Annotated in this window: 21 protein-coding genes and 1 riboswitch; of the genes, 15 read left to right on the forward strand and 6 right to left on the reverse strand. The window is 64.6% G+C overall.

Annotation, left to right across the window (positions count from 1 at the left end):
* Nucleotides 1-29: 29 nt before the first annotated feature.
* Both BMY52_RS06395 and BMY52_RS06400 read left to right on the forward strand, forming a co-directional pair.
* On the forward strand, nt 30-797 hold the full coding sequence (locus BMY52_RS06395; protein WP_177169872.1) for a hypothetical protein: 768 nt from the start codon (nt 30-32) through the stop codon (nt 795-797).
* Nucleotides 798-799: 2 nt separating this feature from the next.
* A complete protein-coding gene (locus tag BMY52_RS06400) occupies nt 800-1,045 on the forward strand; it encodes a YcgL domain-containing protein (RefSeq protein WP_090252553.1) in 246 nt (81 codons plus the stop codon).
* A gap of 7 nt (nt 1,046-1,052) precedes the next feature.
* On the opposite strand, the gene BMY52_RS06405 is transcribed toward BMY52_RS06400, so the two are convergent.
* A complete protein-coding gene (locus tag BMY52_RS06405) occupies nt 1,053-1,412 on the reverse strand; it encodes a cupin domain-containing protein (protein WP_090252354.1) in 360 nt (119 codons plus the stop codon).
* Between the two features lie 131 nt (nt 1,413-1,543).
* Here BMY52_RS06405 and typA point away from each other — a divergent pair, with 131 nt between their 5' ends.
* The gene (gene typA / locus BMY52_RS06410; protein ID WP_090252356.1) at nt 1,544-3,361 is read left to right on the forward strand and encodes a translational GTPase TypA; all 1,818 of its coding nucleotides are present in this window, start codon (nt 1,544-1,546) and stop codon (nt 3,359-3,361) included.
* A 66-nt stretch (nt 3,362-3,427) separates the two neighbouring features.
* On the opposite strand, the gene metF is transcribed toward typA, so the two are convergent.
* The 3 genes from metF to BMY52_RS06425 all read right to left on the reverse strand — a co-directional run bounded on the left by metF (nt 3,428) and on the right by BMY52_RS06425 (nt 7,766).
* Nucleotides 3,428-4,291, reverse strand: coding sequence for a methylenetetrahydrofolate reductase [NAD(P)H] (gene metF / locus BMY52_RS06415; RefSeq protein WP_090252359.1), 864 nt, complete (start codon nt 4,289-4,291; stop codon nt 3,428-3,430).
* Nucleotides 4,292-4,660: 369 nt separating this feature from the next.
* Nucleotides 4,661-6,076: an adenosylhomocysteinase gene (ahcY, locus tag BMY52_RS06420; protein ID WP_090252360.1), complete on the reverse strand. Its 1,416-nt coding sequence runs from the start codon at nt 6,074-6,076 to the stop codon at nt 4,661-4,663.
* Nucleotides 6,077-6,159: 83 nt separating this feature from the next.
* Nucleotides 6,160-6,233, reverse strand: a riboswitch (S-adenosyl-L-homocysteine riboswitch).
* Nucleotides 6,234-6,347: 114 nt separating this feature from the next.
* Nucleotides 6,348-7,766 carry a dihydrolipoyl dehydrogenase gene (locus BMY52_RS06425; RefSeq protein WP_090252362.1) on the reverse strand — a complete coding sequence of 473 codons (1,419 nt, stop codon included), beginning with the start codon at nt 7,764-7,766 and terminating at the stop codon, nt 6,348-6,350.
* A gap of 343 nt (nt 7,767-8,109) precedes the next feature.
* Here BMY52_RS06425 and BMY52_RS06430 point away from each other — a divergent pair, with 343 nt between their 5' ends.
* From BMY52_RS06430 to BMY52_RS06440, 3 genes are all read left to right on the forward strand, one after another.
* Nucleotides 8,110-8,544: a hypothetical protein gene (locus tag BMY52_RS06430; protein ID WP_090252364.1), complete on the forward strand. Its 435-nt coding sequence runs from the start codon at nt 8,110-8,112 to the stop codon at nt 8,542-8,544.
* Between the two features lie 154 nt (nt 8,545-8,698).
* Nucleotides 8,699-9,439, forward strand: a complete 741-nt coding sequence (locus BMY52_RS06435; protein WP_090252367.1) for a hypothetical protein — start codon at nt 8,699-8,701, stop codon at nt 9,437-9,439.
* A 340-nt stretch (nt 9,440-9,779) separates the two neighbouring features.
* Nucleotides 9,780-10,310, forward strand: a complete 531-nt coding sequence (locus BMY52_RS06440; protein WP_177169873.1) for a molecular chaperone TorD family protein — start codon at nt 9,780-9,782, stop codon at nt 10,308-10,310.
* A gap of 112 nt (nt 10,311-10,422) precedes the next feature.
* On the opposite strand, the gene bioD is transcribed toward BMY52_RS06440, so the two are convergent.
* The gene (bioD, locus tag BMY52_RS06445; RefSeq protein WP_090252372.1) at nt 10,423-11,115 is read right to left on the reverse strand and encodes a dethiobiotin synthase; all 693 of its coding nucleotides are present in this window, start codon (nt 11,113-11,115) and stop codon (nt 10,423-10,425) included.
* A 72-nt stretch (nt 11,116-11,187) separates the two neighbouring features.
* A complete protein-coding gene (locus BMY52_RS06450; RefSeq protein ID WP_090252375.1) occupies nt 11,188-12,084 on the reverse strand; it encodes a phosphoribosylaminoimidazolesuccinocarboxamide synthase in 897 nt (298 codons plus the stop codon).
* A 153-nt stretch (nt 12,085-12,237) separates the two neighbouring features.
* Here BMY52_RS06450 and purE point away from each other — a divergent pair, with 153 nt between their 5' ends.
* The 9 genes from purE (at nt 12,238) to BMY52_RS06495 (ending at nt 24,710) form a co-directional block, all read left to right on the forward strand.
* On the forward strand, nt 12,238-12,738 hold the full coding sequence (gene purE / locus BMY52_RS06455) for a 5-(carboxyamino)imidazole ribonucleotide mutase (RefSeq protein ID WP_090252377.1): 501 nt from the start codon (nt 12,238-12,240) through the stop codon (nt 12,736-12,738).
* Nucleotides 12,735-13,877, forward strand: a complete 1,143-nt coding sequence (locus tag BMY52_RS06460) for a 5-(carboxyamino)imidazole ribonucleotide synthase (RefSeq protein ID WP_090252380.1) — start codon at nt 12,735-12,737, stop codon at nt 13,875-13,877. The genes purE and BMY52_RS06460 overlap by 4 nt, the downstream gene beginning before the upstream one ends.
* A 17-nt stretch (nt 13,878-13,894) precedes the next feature.
* Nucleotides 13,895-14,485 (forward strand): class I SAM-dependent methyltransferase, encoded by a 591-nt coding sequence (locus BMY52_RS06465; RefSeq protein ID WP_090252384.1) that lies wholly within the window; start codon nt 13,895-13,897, stop codon nt 14,483-14,485.
* A 167-nt stretch (nt 14,486-14,652) separates the two neighbouring features.
* Nucleotides 14,653-15,342: a ribulose-phosphate 3-epimerase gene (gene rpe / locus BMY52_RS06470; protein ID WP_090252386.1), complete on the forward strand. Its 690-nt coding sequence runs from the start codon at nt 14,653-14,655 to the stop codon at nt 15,340-15,342.
* Nucleotides 15,343-15,350: 8 nt separating this feature from the next.
* Complete coding sequence (locus tag BMY52_RS06475) at nt 15,351-16,031, forward strand: phosphoglycolate phosphatase (RefSeq protein WP_090252388.1); 681 nt, start codon at nt 15,351-15,353, stop codon at nt 16,029-16,031.
* Between the two features lie 13 nt (nt 16,032-16,044).
* Nucleotides 16,045-17,526: an anthranilate synthase component I gene (trpE, locus tag BMY52_RS06480; protein WP_090252391.1), complete on the forward strand. Its 1,482-nt coding sequence runs from the start codon at nt 16,045-16,047 to the stop codon at nt 17,524-17,526.
* 412 nt (nt 17,527-17,938) lie between these two features.
* Nucleotides 17,939-20,677 (forward strand): malto-oligosyltrehalose synthase, encoded by a 2,739-nt coding sequence (gene treY, locus BMY52_RS06485; protein WP_090252393.1) that lies wholly within the window; start codon nt 17,939-17,941, stop codon nt 20,675-20,677.
* 323 nt (nt 20,678-21,000) lie between these two features.
* Nucleotides 21,001-22,836, forward strand: coding sequence for a malto-oligosyltrehalose trehalohydrolase (gene treZ, locus BMY52_RS06490; protein WP_090252396.1), 1,836 nt, complete (start codon nt 21,001-21,003; stop codon nt 22,834-22,836).
* On the forward strand, nt 22,833-24,710 hold the full coding sequence (locus BMY52_RS06495) for a glycoside hydrolase family 15 protein (protein WP_090252399.1): 1,878 nt from the start codon (nt 22,833-22,835) through the stop codon (nt 24,708-24,710). The genes treZ and BMY52_RS06495 overlap by 4 nt, the downstream gene beginning before the upstream one ends.
* The last annotated feature ends 12 nt before the right edge of the window (nt 24,711-24,722 follow it).

A 24,722-nucleotide genomic window follows, 5' to 3' on the forward strand; every position in this document is an offset into this window, starting at 1 on the left:
TTCCCTGGCCACCACATGAGGGTAGAGACATGACCGTGGAGGACGGCGCCCTGCTGTTGGGTGCAGCGCTGACGCTTCTGGGCTACGGGCTCGTGGTGGCGGCGGGTTTTCGCCGTGAACTGCTCTGGGGGCTGATCAACCTGGTGCCGGGGGTGTCGCTGGCCTTCGTGCTGTTGTACTGGCGGCGGGCTCGGGTGGGCTTCATCCTCAGCCTGATGGGGCTGGTGGTGGTGGCCGCTGCCTTGTATGGCGGTGCGGACCGCACCGTCAGGGAAACACTGGCCCGGCACGACATTGAGGTGGACATGGAGATGCCGGTCACCCGGCCCTGGGATGAAGAGTTGCCCAACCAGGCGCTGGTGCGCCAGATCGAGGAAGAAACCGGCGAGCCCCTGGAGATCATTGAGTTCGATCCCTACGCACCCACCACGGCGCAGCCGCTACCACCGGCGGAGAGCTTCCGTCTTGCCCCGGATCGCCAGGCCGCCTCATGGGCCTATCGGCAGGCCATTCCCGCCGAATGGGGCGCACTGGAGGGTGAGCGTGTGCGCCTCACCCTGGCGGATGGGGACGTGCGCGAGGGCAATCTCATTGCCGCGACCGCCCGCTCGTTGTTCGTTCAGCAAATAGTGCAGGGCGGACATGTGGCCTTTGAATATCGCCGCGACGACGTGCGGCGCATGGAAGTCTGGGATGCACCGGGTGCCTCGCCACGGGTGCGGCCGGATGCTGAGTCGGTCGAAGCCTTGCCGGCGCCTGCGGTCATCTTCGAAGCCCCCCAATCCACTGAGGACTGATGATGCAGTGCTATGTTTATCGCAGCTCCCGTCGGCAGGATACCTATGTCTTTCTGCCCGGCAAGGATGATTTTTCCAACATCCCCGACGGGTTGCTCAATCTGTTGGGCAAGCCGGAGTTTGCCCTGGAGCTGGTTCTGACCCCTGATCGTCGACTGGCTCGGGAAGATCCCCTGCAGGTGCTCACCAACCTCAAGAACCAGGGTTTTCATTTACAGATGCCGCCCGAGAACGATCAGCCGGTATAAGGCTGTCTTATTCCAGCAATTCCGTGTCTTCATGACTGTAGGCCGGTGTGCAGGCACAGAGGATGCGCATGGGAACGTTCCCGGTATTGCGCACCCTGTGCGCCGTGCCGGGCGGGATGCGCACGGTATCGCCCGTCGTGACTGGAAACTCTTCCGAGCCCATCTGCATCATGCCCCCGCCCTGGGTGAAGTGATAGATCTCCTCGGTGACGGGGTGGCGGTGCAGCGTCGTGCAGGCGCCTACATGCACCAGGGCTTCAGCCAGGCTCTGTGCCCCATCACCGTGCAGCCGAGGGTGCATGAGTTCGCGGATTTCCGACCCATCCTTGGTGTCGTAGGCGGCGATGTCCTGATATCGGGTTTTCATTGGGTGCCTCCTGCGCCCGGAGGCGCTAATGGTGATTTCCATGATGCCATGACGCACATATCCCCGTCCGGCAATGGGGAGTATAATCTCCAGCCCTGCAATGACCGCACCCCCGGAAGGCCGAACGTTTCATGACCGACAAGCTTCGCAATATCGCCATCATCGCCCACGTGGACCACGGCAAGACCACCCTCGTGGACAAATTGCTGCAGCAGTCGGGTACCCTCGATGCGCGCGCCCAGGTGGTGGAACGCATGATGGACTCCAACGCCCTGGAAAAGGAGCGTGGGATCACCATCCTCGCCAAGAATACCGCCCTGGACTGGCAGGGCTACCGTATCAACGTGGTGGACACCCCCGGACACGCCGACTTTGGCGGAGAGGTGGAGCGCGTGCTCTCCATGGTGGACTCGGTGCTGCTGCTGGTGGATGCCGTGGACGGTCCCATGCCCCAGACCCGCTTCGTGACCGCCAAGGCCTTTGCCATGGGCTTCAAGCCCATCGTCGTGATCAATAAGGTGGATCGCCCCGGCGCACGGCCCCATTGGGTGGTGGACCAGATCTTCGACCTGTTCGATCGTCTCGGTGCCGATGAGGAACAGCTGGATTTCCCGGTGGTGTACTGCTCGGCCCTGAAAGGCTTTGCCGGCATGGAGCACGATGTCACCGAAGGCGACATGACGCCCCTGTTCCAGACCATCGTCGACAAGGTGCCGCCGCCGTCCGTGGATCCGGATGGCCCGTTCCAGTTGCAGGTGTCGTCCCTGGACTACAACTCCTACCAGGGCCTGATCGGCATCGGCCGCATCAAGCGGGGGCGCATCAAGACCAACACCCCGGTCAAGGTCATGGACCGTGAAAGCAACGTCCGCAATGGCCGGGTGCTGCAGATCCTGGGTTTCAAGGGGCTGGAGCGGGTGGAAGTGCCCGAAGCCAGTGCCGGGGACATCATCTCCTTCACCGGCATGGATGAGCTCTATATCTCCGATACGCTGTGTGATCCCTCTGCCGTTGAACCCCTCAAGGCGCTGATCGTGGACGAACCCACGGTGAACATGACCTTTCAGGTGAACACCTCCCCGTTTGCCGGTCGTGATGGCAAGTACGTGACCTCCCGTAACATCCGCGACCGGCTGCAGGAAGAGCTGAAGCATAACGTGGCCCTGCGGGTGGAAGAGACGGATGACCCGGACAAGTTCCGTGTGTCCGGGCGGGGTGAACTGCATCTGTCCATCCTCATCGAGAACATGCGTCGCGAAGGCTACGAGCTGGGCGTGTCACGCCCCGAGGTCATCGTGCGTGAGAAGGATGGGGAGAAGGAAGAGCCCTATGAAATGGTCACGGTGGACGTGGAGGAGCAGCATCAGGGTGCCATCATGGAGAAGCTGGGCAGTCGTCGTGGCGAGCTGCTGGACATGATCCCGGATGGCAAGGGTCGGGTACGCCTGGATTACCGGGTGCCTTCCCGGGGCCTGATCGGCTTTCAGACGGAGTTTCTCACCGCGACCTCCGGCACCGGCATCCTGCATCACGTGTTCGACAGCTACGGCCCCTTCCGTCCCGGCGCCGTGGCGCCGCGCAACAATGGGGTGCTGATTGCCAACGGCGCCGGCAAGGCCCTGGGCTTTGCCCTGTTCAACCTGCAGGATCGCGGCCGCATGTTCATTGGCCCCGGTGAGGAGGTGTACGAGGGCATGGTCATCGGCATCCACAGTCGGGACAACGACCTGGTGGTGAACCCGCTCAAGGCCAAGCAGCTCACCAACATCCGTGCAGCGGGTTCTGACGAGAACATCATCCTCACCCCGCCCTTGCGCCTGTCGCTGGAGCAGGCGCTGGAGTTCATCGAAGATGATGAACTGGTGGAGGTCACCCCCAGCTCCATCCGTTTGCGCAAGAAGCTGCTGCTGGAGCATGAACGCAAGCGCGCCGCACGCTCGGCAGGCTGAATTAAGGAAAGCCCCTCTCCCGCTGGCGGGAGAGGGGTTGGGGTGAGGGTCGGGTGGCCCTGAACCTTACTTCGGTTCCGGCTTCAGCCCCAGGTTCTTCCAGATGGCCTTGATCGGGCCGGACTGGTTCATCGTGTAAAAGTGCAGGCCGGGGGCCCCGGCTTCCAGCAACTGGGCGCACATATCGGTGATCACCTCTTCCCCAAAGGCCTTGATGGCAGCGGAATCCTCGCCAAAGGCCTCCAGGCGCTTGCGAATCCAGCGAGGAATCTCGGCGCCGCAGGCGTCCGAGAAGCGGGCCAGCTGCTTGTAGTTGGTGATGGGCATGATGCCCGGCACAATGGGGATATTGATGTCCAATTTCTCGCAATCTTCCACAAAGCGGAAATACGCCTCTGCCGAGTAGAAATACTGGGTAATGGCCGAGTCTGCGCCGGCATCCACCTTGCGCTTGAAGTTCTGCATATCCTTCAGGGCGTTGGGTGCCTGAGGATGGAACTCCGGGTAGGCCGCCACTTCCAGGGTGAAGTGATCGCCCGTCTCCTTGCGAATGAACTCCACCAGCTCATTGGCGTAGCGGAACTCGCCCGGGTCACGCATGCCCGAGGGCAGGTCGCCGCGCAGGGCGACGATGTGGCGCAGGCCGTTGTCCTTGTAGAGTTGCAGGATGCCTCGCATCTGCTCGGCAGTGGAGTCGATGCAGGACAGATGCGGCGCGGCATCCACGCCGGAGTTCTTGTGGATGTCCAGCACCGTTTCCAGGGTGCGGGCCTGGGTGGAGCCGCCGGCACCGTAGGTCACGGAGAAAAAGCGGGGTTCCAGTTGGGCCAGGTCGGTCCAGGTGTCCTTCAGTTTCTTCGCGCCTTCGTCGTTCTTGGGCGGGAAGAACTCGAAACTGAACGTGCGTTCGTGCTGTTTCTGGGTCTTCATGTCAGGTCCTCGCAAGTTGTGCGGGCAGGCATTCGATCGCGGGTCAACGGGTCACGTCGGTAGGGATGGGCAGGATTCCCCGTGGCCTGAGTCGGCAGGGCCATGTCAGGAGGTGTTGTCATCCTGTTCGGGTCTTTGCCATCCAGTGCCGGCGTCGATGCGTCAGTCATGCCGGATGAATGCGATCAAGGGAAGGAAATCTGAAAGGGGCAGGGCAGGGCAGGGGTGCGGGGCACACTGTAGACGCCGCTGACACGGGAAGGCCCCGGAATCCGGGGCCACCCAAGTGGCAGCGCCCCGAAGGGCGCTGCCTGGCTCGCGTGCCGCGCCAGGGGTGCACGAAGGCGCCCCAAGCCCACGGCGCCGCGATCAGTACCGGTAGTGTTCCGGCTTGTACGGACCTTCCACCGGCAGACCCAGGTACTGGGCCTGGTCGTCGGTCAGCTTGGTCAGCTTGGCGCCGATCTTGCCCAGGTGCAGGGAAGCCACCTTCTCGTCCAGGTGCTTGGGCAGCACGTACACGTCGTTCTTGTACTTGTCGCCATGCACCCACAGCTCGATCTGGGCCAGGGTCTGGTTGGTGAAGGAGTTGGACATCACGAAGCTCGGGTGGCCCGTGCCGCAGCCCAGGTTCACCAGGCGGCCTTCAGCCAGCAGGATGATGCGGTTGCCCTTCGGGAAGATGATGTGGTCCACCTGGGGCTTGATGTTGTCCCACTCGTACTTGCGCAGGCCAGCCACGTCAATCTCGGAGTCGAAGTGACCGATGTTGCAGACGATGGACTGATCCTTCATGCGGGACATGTGATCGGCGGTGATCACGTCCTTGTTGCCGGTGGCGGTGACGAAGATGTCGGCCTTGTCACAGGCGTCTTCCATGGTCACCACGCGGTAACCTTCCATTGCAGCCTGCAGGGCGCAGATCGGGTCGATTTCGGTGATCCACACTTCGGCGGACAGGGCGCGCAGGGACTGGGCAGCGCCCTTGCCCACGTCACCGTAACCGCAGACCACGGCGGTCTTGCCGGCAATCATCACGTCGGTGGCACGCTTGATGGCGTCCACGGTGGACTCACGGCAGCCATACAGGTTGTCGAACTTGGACTTGGTGACCGAGTCGTTCACGTTGATGGCCGGGAACGGCAGGGAGCCTTCCTTCGCCATCTGATACAGGCGATGCACGCCCGTGGTGGTCTCCTCAGTCACGCCCTGGATGTTCTTCAGAACCTTGGAGTACCAGCCCGGCTGGCTCTTGACGCGTTCCTTGATCTGGGCGAACAGCACGCGTTCTTCATCATTGGTGGGGTTGTCCACCAAGGACAGATCCTTCTCGGCGCGGGCGCCCAGGTGGATCAGCAGGGTGGCGTCACCGCCATCGTCCAGGATCATGTTGGGGGTGCCGCCATCGGACCATTCAAAGATCTTGTGGCAGTATTCCCAGTACTCTTCCAGGGTTTCGCCCTTGTAGGCGAACACGGGGGTGCCACCGGCAGCGATGGCCGCAGCAGCGTGGTCCTGGGTGGAGAAGATGTTGCAGGAAGCCCAGCGCACATCTGCGCCGAGGGCCTTCAGGGTTTCGATCAGCACGGCCGTCTGAATGGTCATGTGCAGGCTGCCGGCGATGCGGGCGCCCTTCAGCGGCTGGTCCTTGGCGTATTCTTCACGGGTGGCCATCAGACCGGGCATTTCGGTCTCGGCGATGGCGATTTCCTTGCGGCCAAAGTCGGCCTGGTTGATATCGGCTACGGCGTAATCGTGGTTCTGACTATCAACGACTGCGTTCATGAACACACTCCTTAAATCTTTTGGGCGAGTGCGAAGCGGTCGGAGCACAGCGAAACAGTTCAGCTCGCCGACCACTTTCGCGGGTACAGCGAGCGCCGTTTTAGGAGGTGTCTGAGCCTGGCGGATTCGATGACCCGTTGCAGCGCTCCTCAGACAGAGCCGCAAAGTATAGCGCATTCAGTCAGGAATTTCACACCGGGGTCGTTTCGTGCCCGATCGCCGCCGGGCAATCGGGCACGAAAGATCCTGTCATCCCAATGAAAAACTCCTGTTATGCCTCGCGGAGAAATCCCTTGGGCAGGTCGTCCTTTTCCGGTAGCTGGGAGACGATTTCCTGCAGGGCGTCGGGAAGTATTTCTTCCACCACGGGATGATAAAATGGCATGGCCAGCAGATCCTGCGCGGTTTCTCCACGCTGGATGGCCCAGGCCAGTAAATGCGCCAGGTGTTCACCGTGTGTGGCCATCAGTGAAGCCCCCCTGAGACGACCGGTTTTCGCATCCGCATGGAGACGAATCAGATTGCTCTGTGCGCCCAGGATCACAGACCGGCCATTGCCGCTGCCATCGGCTGTGCCCGTGAGGGTTTCATCCGGGTCGAGATCCTCCAATCGCGCGCCGACCACGGCAATGTCCGGATGAGTGAAGGCGATGCTCAACGGCGTTCGGCGACGAAAACGGGTGATGCCCCGCACGGCGTTGAAGCCGGCGATGGTGCCCTCGTCTGCGGCCTCATGTTGCAGGGGGCGTTGGCCGTTCACGTCCCCAGCGATGAATACCGGCAGATCCTGAACCTGCTGGGTGGCCGGGTCGAATTGCAGTTGGCCTTTATCGTTTAATTCAAATCCGGCATCGGCCAGATTGAGCGTGTCGGTATTGGGGCGACGGCCCAGGGATGCCAGGATCATGTCCACTTTTTCCCGGCCCTGGGACGTCTTCATCACGATACCGTCGTCTTCCTTGCTGAGTTCGGCGCTCTCTCCCAGCCACAGGGGGAACTCGGCACTGAATTGCTCAACCACCTGCTGCCCCAGTTCGGGATCGCTGATGCCCGCTGGGAATCTGGCAATGTCGGCGCCGATCACGCGCACGCCCAGGCGTGACAGGGCCAGTCCCATTTCCAGGCCGATGGCGCCAAGCCCCAGCACGCCCACTGAATCGGGCAGATGTTTCAGGTCGAACAGGGTGTCGGTGGTCACCACCCGATCCCCCAGGGGGGCGAGCCAGTCGGGCATGATGGGGCGCGAGCCATTGGCGATCACCACGGCCTGTGCCCGTACCACCTGCTGCTTGCCGTCCGGCAGGGCCACTTCGAGCACGGTTGGTTCCAGGAAGCGGGCCGGGCCCTCCAGCAGGTCATCCCCCATGGCCTTGCGGGCGTTTGCCTCCGTTTTGCCGGCGAATCGGTCACGCATCGTACTGACCCGGTCCCAGACGGCATCCCGGTCCAGCGATAATTGCTCTATGCCGTGTGCGCCATACGCGGCCATTTCTTCTCGTTGGTCCCACAGATGGGCGGCATGCAGGGCCACTTTCGAGGGCATGCAGCCCACTCGCGCGCAGGTGGTGCCCAGTGGGCCCGGGTCAATGATCGTCACCGACTTGCCGGCCTTGCGAGCCTGTTTCATGGCGAACAGGCCGGCGGTACCGGCGCCGATGATGGCTACGTCTGTCTGGATGTCCTGGGGCATGGATGCCTCCTCGATGCTGTGTCTGCCATTCAAAATAAGCGTTTGCTGATATTCATGCAATATGGTGCGTCGTGATGTGTGATCGTGCGTGGAAGGGTGGGTTCGGTCCACTTGCATGATCTGGGGAAAATCACATTCACAAATCTCGAGATCCGCGCAAACCGGGAATGACAAAAAATATGAAAGTGTTTTCACTCTATGCCATAATTCGCCGGGCACCGGAGTCCTGCCTGGAGTGATGAAAGCGCCAGACATGGATCACCGAGGAAAAGAAAAGGCGCCCGGGCTCCATGGTCCGGGCGTTTGCGTTGAATAAGCATTCAATACGGTTTTGGAGAGAAGAATGACCGAACAGATGAAGAGCCCCCATGAGATGTCTTCGGAAGAACTCTTTGCGCTGGCCCGTCGGCGTGAAGAACAGGAGGCTGCCGAAAAGGAAGAGGCCCGTCGTCAGGAACGCGAGGCCCTGCGTGAGAAGCGCCGTGAATTGGTGAAGCAGCATCGCAAGGAGCTGGCGGCGCTGGATCGTGAAATCAGAAAACTGGGGGGGCGCGTAACCGGCCGTGGCAGCAGCGCGGGTCGTGGCGGTTCCCAGGCAGGCCCCAGTCAGGTGTTGTGTCAGATCGTCTCCGATCAGGGCGAGATGACCATCAGTGAGATCCGTGCTCAGGCAGAACAGGCCGGCCTGGACGTCAAGAACATCAGCCAGACCCTGGGTTACCTGAAGCGTCAGGGCAAATTGGACTCACCGCGTCGCGGCGTTTATCGGGCCGCCTGAGCAATCGATGGGTGAAGCCGTGAGGCCGGCCATGGGACGGCCCACGGTGCTTGACTTCGGGTGCAGCATTCGCATTCCAGATGAGATAGAATGCGCGCCCACGAATGGCCGCACCCATCAAATTGACATGCACATGCGTTAGCAGGAGTGATATGTGAACCAAGCAGAAGCAGAATTACAGCTGAAAGTCTGGAAGGAACTTGCCGTCAGCAAGCAAGTACTGATGAAGGGCGCGACAGACGCCCTGGGTCTGGACCCGGATTGCAGTGCCGACGAACTCAAGGTCGCCCTGGATGTCGCCATCCAGAAGGGCAACGAAGCCGACCGCAAGATCAAGCAGACCAATGAGCAGGCCAAGGAAGCCATTGACGCCATGGAAAAGAAGGTGAAGGCCAGTGAAAAGGCCCAGAAGCAGGCGGAAGCCGCCCGCGCCGAGGCCCAGGCCAAGCTGGAAAGCGGGGAACAGGACATGGCCGCCGAGCGCGTGGCCCACACCAAGGAAATGAAGGCCATCAAGGCCTCTCTGGTGGAAAAGGAAAAGGCCCTCAAGGCGATCAACAAGTCGCTGGCCGATACCCCCGAAAACGTCGTCAAGAAGCTCAAGCAACTCAAGAAGCAGAAGAACGAAGAGTCGGATGCCCGCAAGCAGGTGGAGGCTCAGCTCAACGCGCTGCGAAAGGACAAGCGAGAGGTCGACGAAAAACTCGCTCAGTTCCAGGCAGCCCTGGAAGGCAGTGCCAAACTCGCCGAACAGTATCGCGAGTTGCGTAAGGTGTCTGAATCCTTGATCGATCAGGTGAAGGCCAGTGGTGAAGAGGCGCCTGAATTGCCCGAGATGGACGAGCAGGTGCTGGAAGCCGTTGAACAGGCCGCCGAAGCCGCCCAGTCTTCCTGATCCGGTGCGCGGCAAGTCCCGTTCTTCCAGGCGGGGAAGGATAGCGCGCGGCGCGAGCCTCCCGAGGGGATTCGCGTAGCGCCGCTACCTGGTTGTGTTCTTGTCACCCACGGCAGGGCGGGCCGAGAATCGTGCCTGTCCGGCTCCTTTCCCCCGTCTTCCTGGTCAGGCTGCGTCTTTCTTGATCCGGCTCAAGGTCTGCGGGGTTTTCGATTTTCCTTCCATGAACCCCGATCGCATAGTCGTGGCCTGGGTGGCCTGGGGCCTCTCCCCAACCGACAACACCGCAGGTTGATTGATGCCTGACGGCCTTGCAGGGCCGCCGTATGGAAATCGACTGATGGAAAACGACTTGCCCGGCGATGAACTGGATGTGGACGAGCTCTGCATATTGAGTGGACTGCTCTCGCCGCCCACTCAGGAGACCGTTGACGCACTGGAGGAGATGGCCAAGGGCTGGACCTGGCTGTCACCGGCGGTCATGGAGATTCGCCACCTGGGGCTCTCGGGTTTGCGCCGTGAGTATGATCGCCTGCTGGTCATGGATGACTGCCCGGCCCGGGAGTCGGCCTGGAGTGCTCAGGTGCTGGCTGGCGGGGGGACGAATCTGGAGCGCTTGTATCGTCAGGCGGGGATCGCCCTGCAGGGCCGTGAGCCTGACTCCCTGTCCATGGAACTGATCTACGCGGCCTGGTATCTGGAGCAGGATTTGTCCAACGCCCCGGCTGGCTGGCGTGTGATCTGGCATCACCTCTCGGGCTGGGTGCCCCCCTTCGCCCGTTGTCTGCAGTCCGAGGCCCGGGTGGAGCTCTACCGCGCCCTGGGGGCGCGCTTGGAGATGCTGTTCAGCGAGCGAAACACCCGGCATTGAGGAGGCTCGTCACCACCCTCACCCCAGCCCCTCTCCCGCCAGCGGGAGAGGGGTCATGGACCCAGCGCGCCCGAGGGGGCGTTGCAGACCCTCACGCCAATGTTGATGGGGGTCATAGGATTGCCCTCACCCAGTCTGCCAGTCCATCCAGGTCCGACGGCAATTCCCCGCCCTCCACCGCCGCAAACGACCAGATAGGTGTCTGCAGCCTGCGCTCCAGATCCCCCCGGTTATCCATCCCCTCCGGACCCGGTCCGGCACAATCGTTGAGCACCACTCCGGCCAGGTGTAGCTGACGGCGCTGGATGGCCTCGGCGGTCAGCAGGATGTGATTGATCACGCCCAGCCGGTCGGGGGCCACCAACAGCACCGGTAGGCCCAGGCGCATCGCCAGGTCAGCGTTGAGACCGTCTTCCGCCAGGGGCGACAGAAAGCCACCGGCCCCCTCCACTAGCCGGAAACCTGTCTCCCCCGGGGTGGGCTGGCAGGCGGATTCCAGCGCATCCAGCCTGATCCGGGTGCGGGCCAGGCGTGCGGCCCGGTCCGGGGCCAGGGCATGGGTGAAGCGCCACGGAGTGATCTGCTCCAGACTGCCGCCTCCCGCGGCCTCCATGAGTTGCGCCCCATCTTCCGGCCAAAGCCCACCGCTCTCTTCCCGGCAGCCCGACTCCACGGGTTTGCGGGGTATCACGTTCACACCGCGGGCCCTCAAGGCCCGCAGGATGGCGCAGCCGACGACCGTCTTGCCCACGCCGGTATCGGTGCCGGTAATGAAGAGCCCGGTGCCGTACATGAGACTGCTCATGGATTCCTGCCTCCTGGTTCTTTCCAGCCGAGTTCTTTCCAGCCGAGTTCTTTCCAGTCGAACGTCTGGCCGTCAGTCCGCCAGTGTCTCCCCGGTCAACCGCTCCAGGGCCTCCTGGTATCGGGCGGCCACCTGGGCAACCACCTCATCAGGCAGCGCCGGACCCGGATCGGTCTTGTCCCAGTTCAGGGTTTCCAGATAGTCGCGCAGATACTGCTTGTCGAAGGAGGGCGGACTCATCCCGGGGGCGTAGGTGTCCGCCGGCCAGAAACGCGAGGAGTCGGGGGTGAGGGCCTCGTCGATCAGGTGCAGCACGCCCTGCTCGTCCAGGCCGAACTCGAATTTGGTGTCGGCAATGATGATGCCGCGCTCCAGGGCATGGGCGGCGGCCTCCTTGTAGAGGGCCAGGGCCGTGTCCCGAACCTGGGCAGCCACCTCGGGGCCCAGCGTGCGCTCCGTGTGGGCATAGTCCACGTTCTCATCGTGGTCCCCCACCTCCGCCTTGGTGGACGGGGTGTAGAGGGGCTCGGGCAGTCGGTCGGCCATCTTCAGGCCCGGGGGCAGGGTGAGACCGCACACCGTGCCGTCGGCCTGGTAGCTCTTCCAGCCCGAGCCGATCAGATAGCCGCGTACCACCGCTTCCACGGGCAGGGCCTTGAGGCGTTTCACCACCACACTGCGCCCTGCCAGCGGCGCCCGCTCGGCGGCATCGGGGATTACATCCGCCAGGGTGAGATCGCACAACTGGTTGGGCACCACATGGGAGAGGCGGTCAAACCAGAACGCCGAGATCTGCGTGAGCACCCGGCCCTTGTCCGGGATGGGCGTGGGCAGGATCACGTCAAAGGCTGACAGGCGGTCGGTGGTGACGATGAGCATATGATGGTCGTCCACAGCGTAGATATCACGCACCTTGCCCTTGTGGATCAGGGGCAGGGACGACACTTGGCTTTCAAACAGGGCAGGCATGGAGGTTTCGCACAAAATGGATCAGGCCCGCAGTGTACGACCTGGCGTGGGCGGATGCACCCGCGGGCGCATCCGCATGGCCACCCCCGCCAATATCTTGTATCTTTGGAATTTTATCTTTCAACTCCAACCCGGTTCCATTACCCTTCGCCGATGCCAAACCAATCCCCTATCGTGGGCGTGGTGATGGGCAGCCAGAGCGACTGGCCCGTCATGCAACACGCCGTCAACCAGCTGGACGCCTTCGGCGTGCCTCACGAGGCCCGCGTGGTCTCGGCCCACCGCACCCCGGATCTGCTGTTCGAGTATGCGGAACAGGCTGCGGCGCGGGGTCTTCGCTGCATCATCGCGGGTGCCGGCGGTGCCGCCCACCTGCCGGGCATGCTGGCGGCCAAGACGACGGTGCCGGTCCTGGGCGTACCGGTGCCTTCCCGCTACCTGAAGGGGGAGGATTCCCTGCTCTCCATCGTGCAGATGCCCAAGGGCATTCCGGTGGCCACCTTCGCCATCGGCGAGGCCGGGGCCGCCAACGCCGGGTTGTTTGCCGTTTCCATGCTGGCGACCGATCACCCCGGGTTGGCCGAGCAACTGGCCCGCTTCCGCGCTGAGCAGCGCGATACGGTGCTGGCCATGCAACTGCCGCCGTCGTCATGATCCTGCCCGGTCACACCCTGGGGATGCTGGGCGGCGGCCAGCTGGGCCGCATGTTCACCGTGGCCGCGCGCACACTGGGCTATCGGGTGATGGTGCTGGATCCGGATTCAGGCAGTCCCGCCGGCCGCATGGCCGATGACCATGTCCACGCCGCCTACGGGGATGGCTGGGCCCTGGATCAACTGGCACAGCGTTGTGCCGCCATCACCACCGAGTTCGAGAACATCCCCGCCGATACCCTGCGTCACCTGGCTGACAGGGTTCCCGTGCGCCCGGGTGCGGCGGCCCTGGAGCAGACGCAGAACCGGGCGCGGGAAAAGCACATGATCCGCCGGGCCGGACTGGCCACCGCCCCCTTCGAGGTGGTGGCGTCGGAGGACCAGGTGGAGGCCGCCTTCCAGTCCGTGGGTGATCCCGCCATCCTCAAGCGTGCCGCCCTGGGCTATGACGGCAAGGGGCAGATCTCCGTGGACAGTGCCGAGGCCTGCCGCCAGGCCTTCGAGCGGCTGGGGCGCGTGCCCTGTGTACTGGAACGCAAGCTGGACCTGGCCGTGGAAGTTTCCGTGGTGCTCAGCCGGGGAAGTGACGGGGCCTGCCTGTGTTATCCGGTGGCGGAGAACATCCATCAGGATGGCATCCTGCACATGAGCATCGTGCCTGCCCGGGTGCCGGATGCCACGGCCCGCGAGGCCTGCGATGCCGCCATCGCCCTGGCCGTGGCCCTGGATTACGTGGGCCTGATGGCCGTGGAATTCTTCATCACCACCGAGGGGCAGTTGCTGGTCAACGAGGTGGCCCCGCGTCCTCATAACAGCGGCCACTTCACCCTGGATGCGTGCATCACCTCCCAGTTCGAGCAGCAGGTCCGCGCGCTTTGCGGTCTGCCCTTTGGTGACACGCGCCTGCTTTCGCCGGTGGTGATGGTCAACCTGCTGGGGGATCTGTGGAAGGACGGGGAGCCTGACTGGGGCCACCTGCTGTCCCATCCCCGCGCCAAATTGCATCTCTATGGCAAGGAGGAAGCCCGCCCAGGCCGCAAGATGGGGCATTTCTGCGTCCTGGACACCGATCAGGACCAGGCCATCCGGGATGCGGAGCGTCTGTTCAACGCGTTACTGGCCGTGCGGGCCGACGATTAAATACCCGGGAGCCCGTCTTGGAACGCGCCGAATACATCCAGTCCCTACGCCGGGACATCACCTTCTCCGACACCTTGTGCGGGCACACCCTGCAGTATCGCACCACCTGGGGCCTGTTCTCCCCCCGGGGGATCGATGCCGGTACCCGCCTGCTGCTGGATCACATGGAGATCCAGGAGACCGACGACTGCTTCGACCTGGGCTGTGGTTATGGCCCCATTGGCCTCACCCTGGCCCGGCTGGCCCCCAAGGGGCAGACCCTGCTGGTGGACAAGGACTTTGTGGCCGTGGAGTACACCCACACCAATGCCGCCCTCAATGGCATCGGCAACGCCGAGGCCATGCTCAGCAACGGGTTCTCCCACGTGGGGGATCGCCGCTTTCACCTGGTCACCTCCAACCTCCCCGCCAAGGTGGGCAAGGAGATGCTCTACCTCTACCTGTACGATGCCCTGGCGCACCTGCATCCGGGGGGGCGCATCTACGTGGTCACCATCACGGGCCTGCGCCGTTTCATCGAGCGGGCCTTCAAGGAGGTGTTCGGCAACTACGACAAGGTGAAGCAGGGCCGGGAATACACCGTGGCCATGGCCCGCAAGCCCGGGTGATCCGTGCCCCATGCCTGTCCCGAGTATAAGACCGGGTTAATTTTCCCGGCGCCATAAGGTACATTGCCCAAACCACCGAGGAAGTCATACCGACATAACGAACGATACCATCGTCCCTGCGACGCGCCTGACCGGAGACCGGTATCACCCATAACGAGGCAAGACCCATGGCACAAGCCGATCTGATCGCACCGTCCATCCTGTCCGCCGACTTCGCCCGCCTGGGCGAGGAAGTCACGAACGTGCTGGCCGCGGGCGCCGACATCGTCCACTTCGATGTGATGGACAACCACTATGTCCCCAACCTCACCATCGGGCCGCTGGTCTGCGAGGCCCTGCGCAAGCATGGAGTGACCGCCCCCATCGACGTGCATCTGATGGTCAAGCCGGTGGACCGCATCATCCCGGACTTTGCCAAGGCGGGGGCTGACTACATCACCTTTCATCCGGAGGCCTCCGATCACATCGATCGCAGCCTGCAACTGATCCGCTCCGAGGGCTGCAAGGCCGGCCTGGTGTTCAATCCGGCCACGCCCCTGTCCTATCTGGACTACGTGATGGACAAGGTGGACATGATCCTGCTGATGTCGGTGAACCCCGGTTTTGGGGGGCAGAGCTTCATCCCTGCCACCCTGGACAAGCTGCGCGAGGCACGCCGCCGCATCGACGCCTCCGGCCTGGATATCCGCCTGGAGATCGACGGCGGCGTCAAGGCCGACAATATTGCCGAGATCAAGGCCGCGGGCGCCGACACCTTTGTGGCCGGGTCGGCCATCTTCAGCGCCGCCCGCAGCGAAGACCCCAACCATTACGACAGCATCATCAACAAGATGCGCACGGAACTGGCCAAGGCCTGAGCACGATCATGACCCTTCAAGCCCCCAAAATGATCCTCCTCGACCTGGACGGCACCCTGGTGGACAGCGTGCCTGACCTGACCTTCAGCGTGGATCGCATGATGGAACGTCTGGAGATGCCGGTGCGCGGCGAGGCCAAGGTGCGCAACTGGGTGGGTAACGGTGTCGAGCGCCTGGTCAAGCGGGCGCTCATGGACGACCTGAACGGCGACCCGGACCCCGCCCTCTATGAGCAAGCCCTGGCCGCCTTCACCGAGATCTACCGGGAGAACAATGCCAAGCGCAGCCAGCTGTATCCCGGTGTGCGGGAAGGTCTGGAGGCGCTGGCAAGCGACGATCTGCGCATCGGCTGCGTCACCAACAAGCCAGCACGTTTCACGGCGCCGCTGCTGCGAGCCATGGACATCGACCGCTATTTCGAGGTGGTGGTGGCCGGCGACACCCTGCCACAGAAGAAGCCGGACCCGGCCCCTTTGCTGTTTGCCGCCGAGCAGTTCGACGTGGCCCCGGAAGACGCCCTGATGGTCGGCGACTCGCGCAGCGACGTGACTGCTGCCCGGGCCGCTGGATTCGCCATCGTGTGTGTCAGTTACGGCTACAACCATGGTGACGATATTCGAGAGCAGCGACCGGATGCGGTGATCGATAGCCTCACGGAACTCCCCGACCTCATGGCCCGGACCGCCTGATGACGAACCCCCGATGACCCCTGAACACTTCGACCACCTGATCTCCCAGGGCTATAACCGCATCCCGCTGGTGCGGGAGGTGCTGGCCGACCTGGACACCCCCTTGAGTGTCTACATGAAGCTGGCGGCCAGGCCGTATTCGTGTTTGCTGGAATCGGTGCAGGGGGGCGAGAAATGGGGGCGTTATTCCTTCATCGGCCTGCCGGCCCGCAAGGTGGTCCGCGTCACGGGCAAGAAGGTCCAGGTGGAGGAGGGCGGCGAGGTCACCGAATCCCTGCAAGTGGATGATCCGCTGGAATGGCTGGAGTCCTTCCAGGCCCGTTACCGGGTGCCCGACCTGCCGGATCTGCCCCGCTTCAGTGGGGGGCTGGTGGGCTATTTCGGTTACGACACCATCGGCTATATCGAGCCCCGGCTGGCCGATGGCGACAAGGCCGACCCCTTGGGGGTGCCCGACATCCTGCTCATGGTCTGCGATGAGGTGGTGGCCTACGATAACCTGGCCGGACGTCTGTACCTGGTGGTGCACGCCGGCCCCGGCGAGCGGGAGGCGGGTGAGCGGCGACTGGATGCCCTGCAGGCCCAGTTGCGGGAGGCCTCGGCCAGTGCCGGGGTGCCCGGCAGCCCACGGCGGGTGCAGGAGTCGGACTTCGTCTCCGGCTTCACCGAGGCCGGTTTCAAGGAGGCCGTGGAGCGCTGCAAGCGCTATATCGTCGATGGCGATGTCATGCAGGTGGTGCTCTCGCAGCGCCTGTCCATTCCCTACAGCGCCCGCCCGCTGGACCTTTACCGGGCCCTGCGCAGCCTCAACCCCTCGCCCTACATGTTCTATCTGGACCTGGGCGACCACCATGTGGTCGGCTCCTCGCCGGAGATCCTGGTGCGCCTGGAGGACGACGTGGTCACCGTGCGGCCCATTGCCGGCACCCGCCCCCGGGGGGAAGACGAGGCCGCCGACCGGGCCCTGGAGCAGGACCTGCTGGCCGACCCCAAGGAACTGGCCGAACACCTGATGCTCATCGACCTGGGGCGCAACGACGCCGGCCGCGTGTCACAGATCGGCAGCGTGGCCCTCACCGAGCGCATGGTGGTGGAGCGCTATTCCCATGTGATGCACATCGTCTCCAACGTGACCGGACGCCTGCGCCCGGGCCTGAGCGCCATGGACGTGCTGCGCGCCACCTTCCCGGCGGGCACCGTGAGCGGCGCCCCCAAGATCCGCGCCATGGAGATCATCCACGAACTGGAACCGGTGAAGCGGGGCATCTACTCCGGCTCCGTGGGCTACTGGTCCTGGCAGGGCAACATGGACACGGCCATCGCCATCCGCACGGCGGTGATCAAGGATGAAACCCTGCACATCCAGGCCGGCGCCGGCATCGTCCACGACTCCCTCCCCGAAAACGAATGGGCCGAGACCATGAACAAGGGCCGCGCCATCTTCCGCGCCGTGGCCATGGTAGAGGCCGGCCTGGAGGTCCACCCCGGGCGCTAGACACCCCCGCCGGCCCCGCCGGGACGCTTCTCGAAGCGCCCGTACACAGAGACCAAGGGCACCTGCCCCCTGTGCTGCCTCCCCCCCGTACGGGCCGTTCGCGAACGGCCCCGCCAGCCCCGCCGGGACGCTTCTCGAAGCGCCCGTACACAGAAACCAAGGGCACCTGCCCCCCGGGCTGCCTCCCCCCCGTACGGGCCGTTCGCGAACGGCCCCGCCAGCCCCGCCGGGACGCTTCTCGAAGCGCCCGTACACAGAAACCAAGGGCACCTGCCCCCCGGCTGCCCCGCCCCCCGTACGGGCCGTTCGCGAACGGCCCTGTTCCGCGCTGCAACCCAAGAGGGGCTCCCCTTCCCAGACAGGGGTTGCGCGTGCATATTAGTGGCTTAGAACACGCCACCCCGGGCGCCCCATGGACACCATCCCCGTCGCCACCTATCGCCTGCAGCTGCGACCGGAATTCACCCTGGACGATGCCGCTGCCCAGGTGCCCTACCTGGCCAGGCTGGGCATCAGCCATGTGTATCTATCCCCCTGCCTGCAGGCCACCCCCGGCAGCACCCATGGCTACGATGTGGTGGACCCCTCCCGGGTGAATGCGGAACTGGGGGGCGAGCCCGCCCGTCAGCGCCTCTGCCAGGCCCTCGAGGCGCACGGCATGGGGCAGGTCCTGGACATCGTCCCCAATCACATGGCCGTGGCCGGTGACCAGAACCCCTGGTGGTGGGACGTGCTGGAAAACGGCCCCGCGAGCCGCTATGCCCCGTACTTCGATGTGGACTGGGAGGCCTCGGAGGAGCGCTGGCCCAACAAGGTGCTGCTGCCGGTGCTGGGGGACCACTACGGTCGCATTCTGGAAAATGGCGAACTCAAGGTCCGTTTCCATGAGGGCCACTTCACCCTGCGCTACCACGAACACAGCTTCCCGCTGGACCCCTGGTCGCTGGCCGGCATCCTGGGGGGCGCCCACCAGGACAGCGGCAGCGAACTGCTGGGCTTTCTGGCCGAGTCCTGCGCCCGACTGCCCCGCCCCGGGTCGACCACCGGCGGCCAGCGGGAACGGCGTCATCGGGACAAGGCGGTGATCCATCAACTGCTGGCCGGCACCTGCCGAGACGAACCCCATGCCCAGGCGGCCATCCTGGCCCGGGTGGAACGCATCAATCAGGACCCGGACGCCCTGGACGCCCTCATCGAACACCAGAACTACCGACTGGCCTGGTGGCGCACCGCCGACCGGGACCTGGGCTACCGGCGTTTCTTCGATATCAAGGACCTGGCCGGCCTGCGGGTGGAGGACCAGGAAGTTTTCGAGGCCATTCACCAGTTGCCGCTGCGCTGGTACCAGGAGGGCAGCGTGCAGGGCCTGCGCATCGATCACCCGGATGGACTGCGCGACCCGGCCCAGTATTTCCAGCGACTGGCCCAGGCCTGCCCCGGTGCCTGGGTGGTGGCGGAAAAGATCCTCGAGCCCGGTGAACAACTCCCGGAGGACTGGCCCATCGCCGGGACCACCGGCTATGACTTCCTCAATCGCGTGCAGGGCCTGTTCGTGGACCCGGATGGCGAGGCGCCACTGACGACCCTATGGGAAGCACTGACCGGCGAGACCGCCCCCTTAGAGGATCAGGTCTACCAGGCCAAGCGCCAGGTGCTGCAGGATCTGCTGGGCAGCGAACTGAACCGGCTCACCTCCCTGTTCGTCAGTATCTGCGAAGGCCAGCGCCGTCACCGGGACTACACCCGACACCAGCTCCAGCAGGTGTTGCTGGAGGCCGCCAGTTGCTTCCCCGTGTATCGCAGCTATTTGCGTGCTGGCGAGCCCGTGCACCCCACGGACCGGGCCCACATCCATCAGGCCCTGTCCCGGGTGAAGGCGCGCCGTCCCGACCTGGACCCGGAACTGCTGGCGTTTCTCGAGACCCTGCTCACCCTGGCGCGCGAAGGTCACCGGGAGACGGAGCTGGCGCTGCGCTTCCAGCAGCTCACCGGTCCGGCCATGGCCAAGGGGGTGGAAGATACGGTGTTCTACCGCTACCACCGGCTGATCGCCCTGAACGAGGTGGGCGGCGACCCGGGGCAATTCGGTCTGTCACCCGAAGATTTTCACGGGGCCTGCGCCGAGGCGCACCGCCGCCATCCACAGGCCATGCTGGCCACCTCCACCCACGACACCAAGCGCAGCGAGGACGTGCGGGCTCGCCTGTGCCTGCTCTCCCAGGTGCCCGAGGCCTGGGCCGAGGCGGTCCGGGGGCTTTGGGCCCACAACGCACGGCATCGCTCGTCGCAGGGGCCGGATCCGGCCGTGGAGTACCTGTACTATCAGGCCCTGGTGGGGGTGTGGCCCGGCGTAGCGGATGAAGAGGTCGTCAAGGGGCTGTTGCCCCGTCTGCAGGGCTTCATGGAGAAGGCCGCCCGGGAGGCCAAGGTGCACACCTCCTGGACCCACAACAACCCGGAATACGAACAGGCCGTGCAGCATTTCGTCGAGGCCACGCTGGGCGATGACACATTCCTGCAACAACTGCAGGCCTTCGCAGCGCCCCTGATCGAACCGGGCCGGGTCAACAGTCTAGCCCAGACCCTCATCAAGCTCACCACCCCCGGTGTGCCCGACATCTACCAGGGCACGGAGCTGTGGGATCTGAGTCTGGTGGACCCGGACAACCGCCGCCCGGTGGATTTTGCCGAGCGGCAGGCATGGCTTGAGGTGTGCAAGGCCGGTCCCGCGCCCGAGCGCATTCTTGAAGACATGGAAGCAGGCCTGCCCAAGCTGTGGGTGATCCACCGGACCCTGGCCCTGCGGGGGCAGCATCCGCACTGGTTCGATGAGCGGGCCGGGTATCACCCCCTGCAGGCCACCGGTGACCCGCGACAAGCGGCGGTCGCCTACCGGCGCGGGCCGGATCCGGGTGAGGGCGGTCAAGCCGAGGGCGTGGTGGTCATCGTGCCACGCCTCACCCTGCGTCTGGGCGGGGACTGGTCCGATACCCGGCTGACCCTGCCCAGGGGGCGCTGGCACCACTGGCTCACCGGCGACACCCTGGAGGGCGGCGAGCACCCAGTGGCGGATCTGCTGGCGCGCTTTCCGGTGGCGCTGCTCGCGTCGGCGCCGCCCCCGGCGCCCGAGCAGAATCGAGATTCCAGCTGACGCTCATGCATCACGATGGCGAGTCATCCCCGGTGATGAACGGATACAAGCCCCTCTCCCCCCCGGGGAGAGGGGTGGGCTGGAGGCACCTGCTGCTACAAGCCCCTCTCCCCCCCCGGGGAGAGGGGTGGGCTGGAGGCACCTGCCGCACCTGCTGCTACAAGCCCCTCTCCCCCCGGGGGAGAGGGGTTGGGGTGAGGGGCGAGGGCCAGCACAGTGCCTGCCTCGCCCCCTCATCCCCGGCCCTTCTCCCCCAGGGGGAGAAGGGAGTATCTGTAGCTGAATGGGTCCATTCATTTTAAGGCAACTGGTTGACAACCCAAATGAATATTCCCCGTGTCTGGGCCCCCCATGCCCATCAGGTTCATCTGGACTGCCAGGGTGAACATCGCCCCCTGACCTGCCGAAGTGATGGCTGGTGGTGGGACAGTCAGCCACTGGAACATGGCACCGACTACGCCTTCCTCCTGGACGGCGAAGGGCCTTACCCGGACCCTCGCAGCGCCTGGCAACCCCAGGGGGTGCATGGGCCTTCCCGGTGGCTGGATCATGACCGCTTCACCTGGCACGACGCAGGCTGGCAGGCCCCGCCACTGGCCAGTGCCGTGATCCAGGAGATCCACGTGGGCACCTATACCCCCGAGGGCACCTTCGAGGCCATCATCCCGCGCCTGGATCACCTGCGGGATCTGGGCATCACCCATGTGGAACTCATGCCCGTGGCCGCCTTCCCCGGCCGTTACGGCTGGAGCTATGACGGCGTCGCCCTGTTTGCCCCCCACGCGCCCTACGGCGGTCCCGAGGGGCTCAAGCGACTGGTGGATGCCTGCCATGGCAAGGGTCTGGCGGTGCTGCTGGACGTGGTCTACAACCATCTGGGGCCCAGCGGCAATTACCTGGGTCGGTTCGGCCCCTATTTCACCGATGCCTATCACACCCCCTGGGGCGATGCCGTCAACCTGGACCGGGCCGACAGCCCCGAGGTGCGTCGGTTCTTCGTGGACAACGCCTTGCACTGGCTGGCGCACTATCACATCGACGGCCTGCGCATCGACGCGGTGCATGCCATCATCGACACCTCCGCCACGCATTTTCTCGAAACCCTCGCTGAAGCGGTGGAGCGCCTGCAGGCACGCCTGGGTCGCCATCTCACCCTGATCGCCGAGAGCGACCTGAACGACCCGCGCATCATCCGGCCTCGGGCCGTGGGCGGGCTCGGGCTGGACGCCCAGTGGAATGAGGATTTTCACCACGCCCTGCATGCCGCCCTCACCGGGGAACGTCAGGGCTATTACGAGGACTTCGGCGATCTGGCGCACCTGAGCCGGGCCGTCACCCGGGGGTTTTGCTATGCCGGGGACTATTCCACCTACCGGCGTCGCCATCACGGCCGCAGCGCCGCCGATCTGCCGGGGCGCAGTTTCGTGGGTTGCCTGCAGAATCATGATCAGATCGGCAACCGGGCGGCGGGTGATCGCAGCACCCAACTGCTGTCCACCGGTCTGCTCAAGGTGGGCGCGGCCATCGTGCTCACCGCACCCTTCGTGCCCATGCTGTTTCAGGGGGAGGAATGGGGGGCGGGTACGCCGTTTCTGTACTTCACCGATCACCAGGAGCCGGACCTGGCCGAGGCCGTGCGGGAAGGGCGCCGCCGGGAGTTCGCCGCCTTCGGCTGGGACCCGGAGCAGGTGCCCGATCCCCAGGCCCTGGAAACCTTCGAGCGTTCCCGCCTGGACTGGGACGAGCGGGAGCGGGAGCCGCATCGGGATCTGCTGCAATGGCACAGGGATATGATCCACCTGCGCCGGCATCATCCCGCATTCAGCGACGACCGCCTGGACCGGGTGACGGCCCATGGCGATGAGCAGGCCCGCTGGTGGGTGATGTCCCGCCCCGGTATCGTGGTGGCCTGCAACCTGGCCCCCACAGGGCAACGGGTGCCGTTGATGCAGCAACCCGGCAAGATCCTGCTCGCCTCGGCACCCGGGGTGAGCCTGGAGGCTGGCGGCGTCCAGCTGCCGGCCGAGTCGGTGGTGATCCTGGAAACATCCGACAGCGAGCCCGACTGCTCCCTTCTCCCCTTCCACCCTCACCCCAACCCCTCTCCCGCCAGCGGGAGAGGGGCTTCACACACAGACAACAACCAGAACAGACCATGACCCATCAGGAAAAACCCATCACCCGCCGCGGCCATTTCCTCCCCATCGAAGATCATGGCCTCATCGGCGATGGCACCACCGCCGCCCTGGTGGGGCGGGACGGCGCCATCTCCTGGCTCTGCGTGCCCCGTTTCGACAGCGACCCCCTGTTTTGCGGGTTGCTGGACCACGACCAAGGAGGGGCCTTCACCGTCGCCCCCGAACCCCTGCTCAGCGCCTGCCAGTCCTACCACCCCGACACCGGCGTGCTGGTCACCCGCATGAGTGGTCCCGACGGCACCGTGGAGGTGACCGATGCGCTCACCCTGCGGGCTGGTGCCGATCTGTCGGAAGATGCCCCGGCAGGGCGCGGTGAGCTATTGCGCTACATTCGGGTGGTCAGTGGTCGGGTGCGTCTGCGCCTGCGTATTCACCCCCGGGGTGGAGCCCGCTGCGATCCCCATGGCGCGGGTTTGACCTTGCGGCCCGAGCGTCAGCCGGGCCTGGACTTGCATCTGGGCTCCAGCCTGATTCTGGAGGGGATGGATCAGTGTTTCGATCTGCGCGCCGGCGATACCCATCACCTGGTGCTCTCCTGGGGGGGGCATGCCCGCCGTATTCACCTGCATCGTCCGGAGGAAACCCTGCAGACCACACTGGAGGTCTGGCGCCAGTGGATGACCCATTTCGATTACCAGGGGCCGCGAGAGGCGCTGGTGCGGCGTTCCGCCATCACCCTCAAACTCATGGATTACACCGCCACCGGTGCCATGATCGCCGCCCCCACCTCGTCCCTGCCCGAGGCCCTGGGGGGGCCGCGCAATTGGGATTACCGCTATGCCTGGATCCGTGATGCCGCCTTCTCGGTCTATGCCATGGGCCGCATCGGCCTGCAGCATGAGGCCGAAGGTTTCATCGGCTGGGTGCTGGACGCCGTCGAGCGGGCCGGCTGGCCGCGGGTGCTGTATGACGTGGATGGCCATGTGCCGCCTCCGGAACGGGAGGACCCGGATCTGGGCGGCTACCGGGGTGCCCGGCCCGTGCGTTGGGGCAACGATGCATCAGAACAGCGCCAGCATGACGTTTTCGGCGAAATTCTGGACTGCGCCTACCGCTGGGTACAATGGGGCGGCTCTCTGGATGTCAGGCTCTGGACGCAGTTGCGACGCCTGGTGGATGCCGCTGCCCGGGAATGGCGCAACCCGGATCACGGCATCTGGGAGGTGCGCACCGCCGGTCGTCCTTTCACCTACTCCGCCGCCCTGTGCGCCGTCGCCCTGGACCGCGGCGCCCGCCTGGCCGAGACTCATCACCTGCCCGGGGATGTGGAGCACTGGCGTGCCGAGGCCCAGGCAATCCGTGAGGCCATCCTGGAAAGCGCCTGGGATCCTGAACTGGAATCCCTCACCGAGCACCTGGGCGGCGGCGCTCTGGACGCCAGCCTGCTGGCCCTGCCTTTGCGGGGCGTGATTCCGGCGGACCATCCGAAGATGGTCGCCACGACGAAGGCCGTGATGAAGCATCTTGGGGCCGGCAATGGACTGCTTTATCGTTACCTGCCGGAAGAGTCCCCCGACGGCCTCAGCGGTCACGAAGGGGCCTTCCTGCTTTGCAGTTTCTGGCTGGTGGACAATCTGCTGGGGCAGGGTCGCCACGATGAGGCCATGGCGTTGTTCGACTCTCTGTGTGAACGCGCGAATCCCCTGGGCCTGTTCTCGGAGCAGATCGATCCCGCCAGCGGCGCCTTCCTGGGCAACTTCCCTCAGGCCTTCAGTCATGTGGGCGTGATTTCCAGCGCCATCAACCTGGCCCGGGCCGGATTCGGTCGAACCACACCCGATGATGGAAGAGACGTTCCAGGCCCCTCTCCCCGAGGGGGAGAGGGGTTGGGGTGAGGGGCAAGAGCC

It is taken from the genome of Ectothiorhodospira marina (assembly GCF_900109495.1).
GTDB lineage: Bacteria > Pseudomonadota > Gammaproteobacteria > Ectothiorhodospirales > Ectothiorhodospiraceae > Ectothiorhodospira > Ectothiorhodospira marina.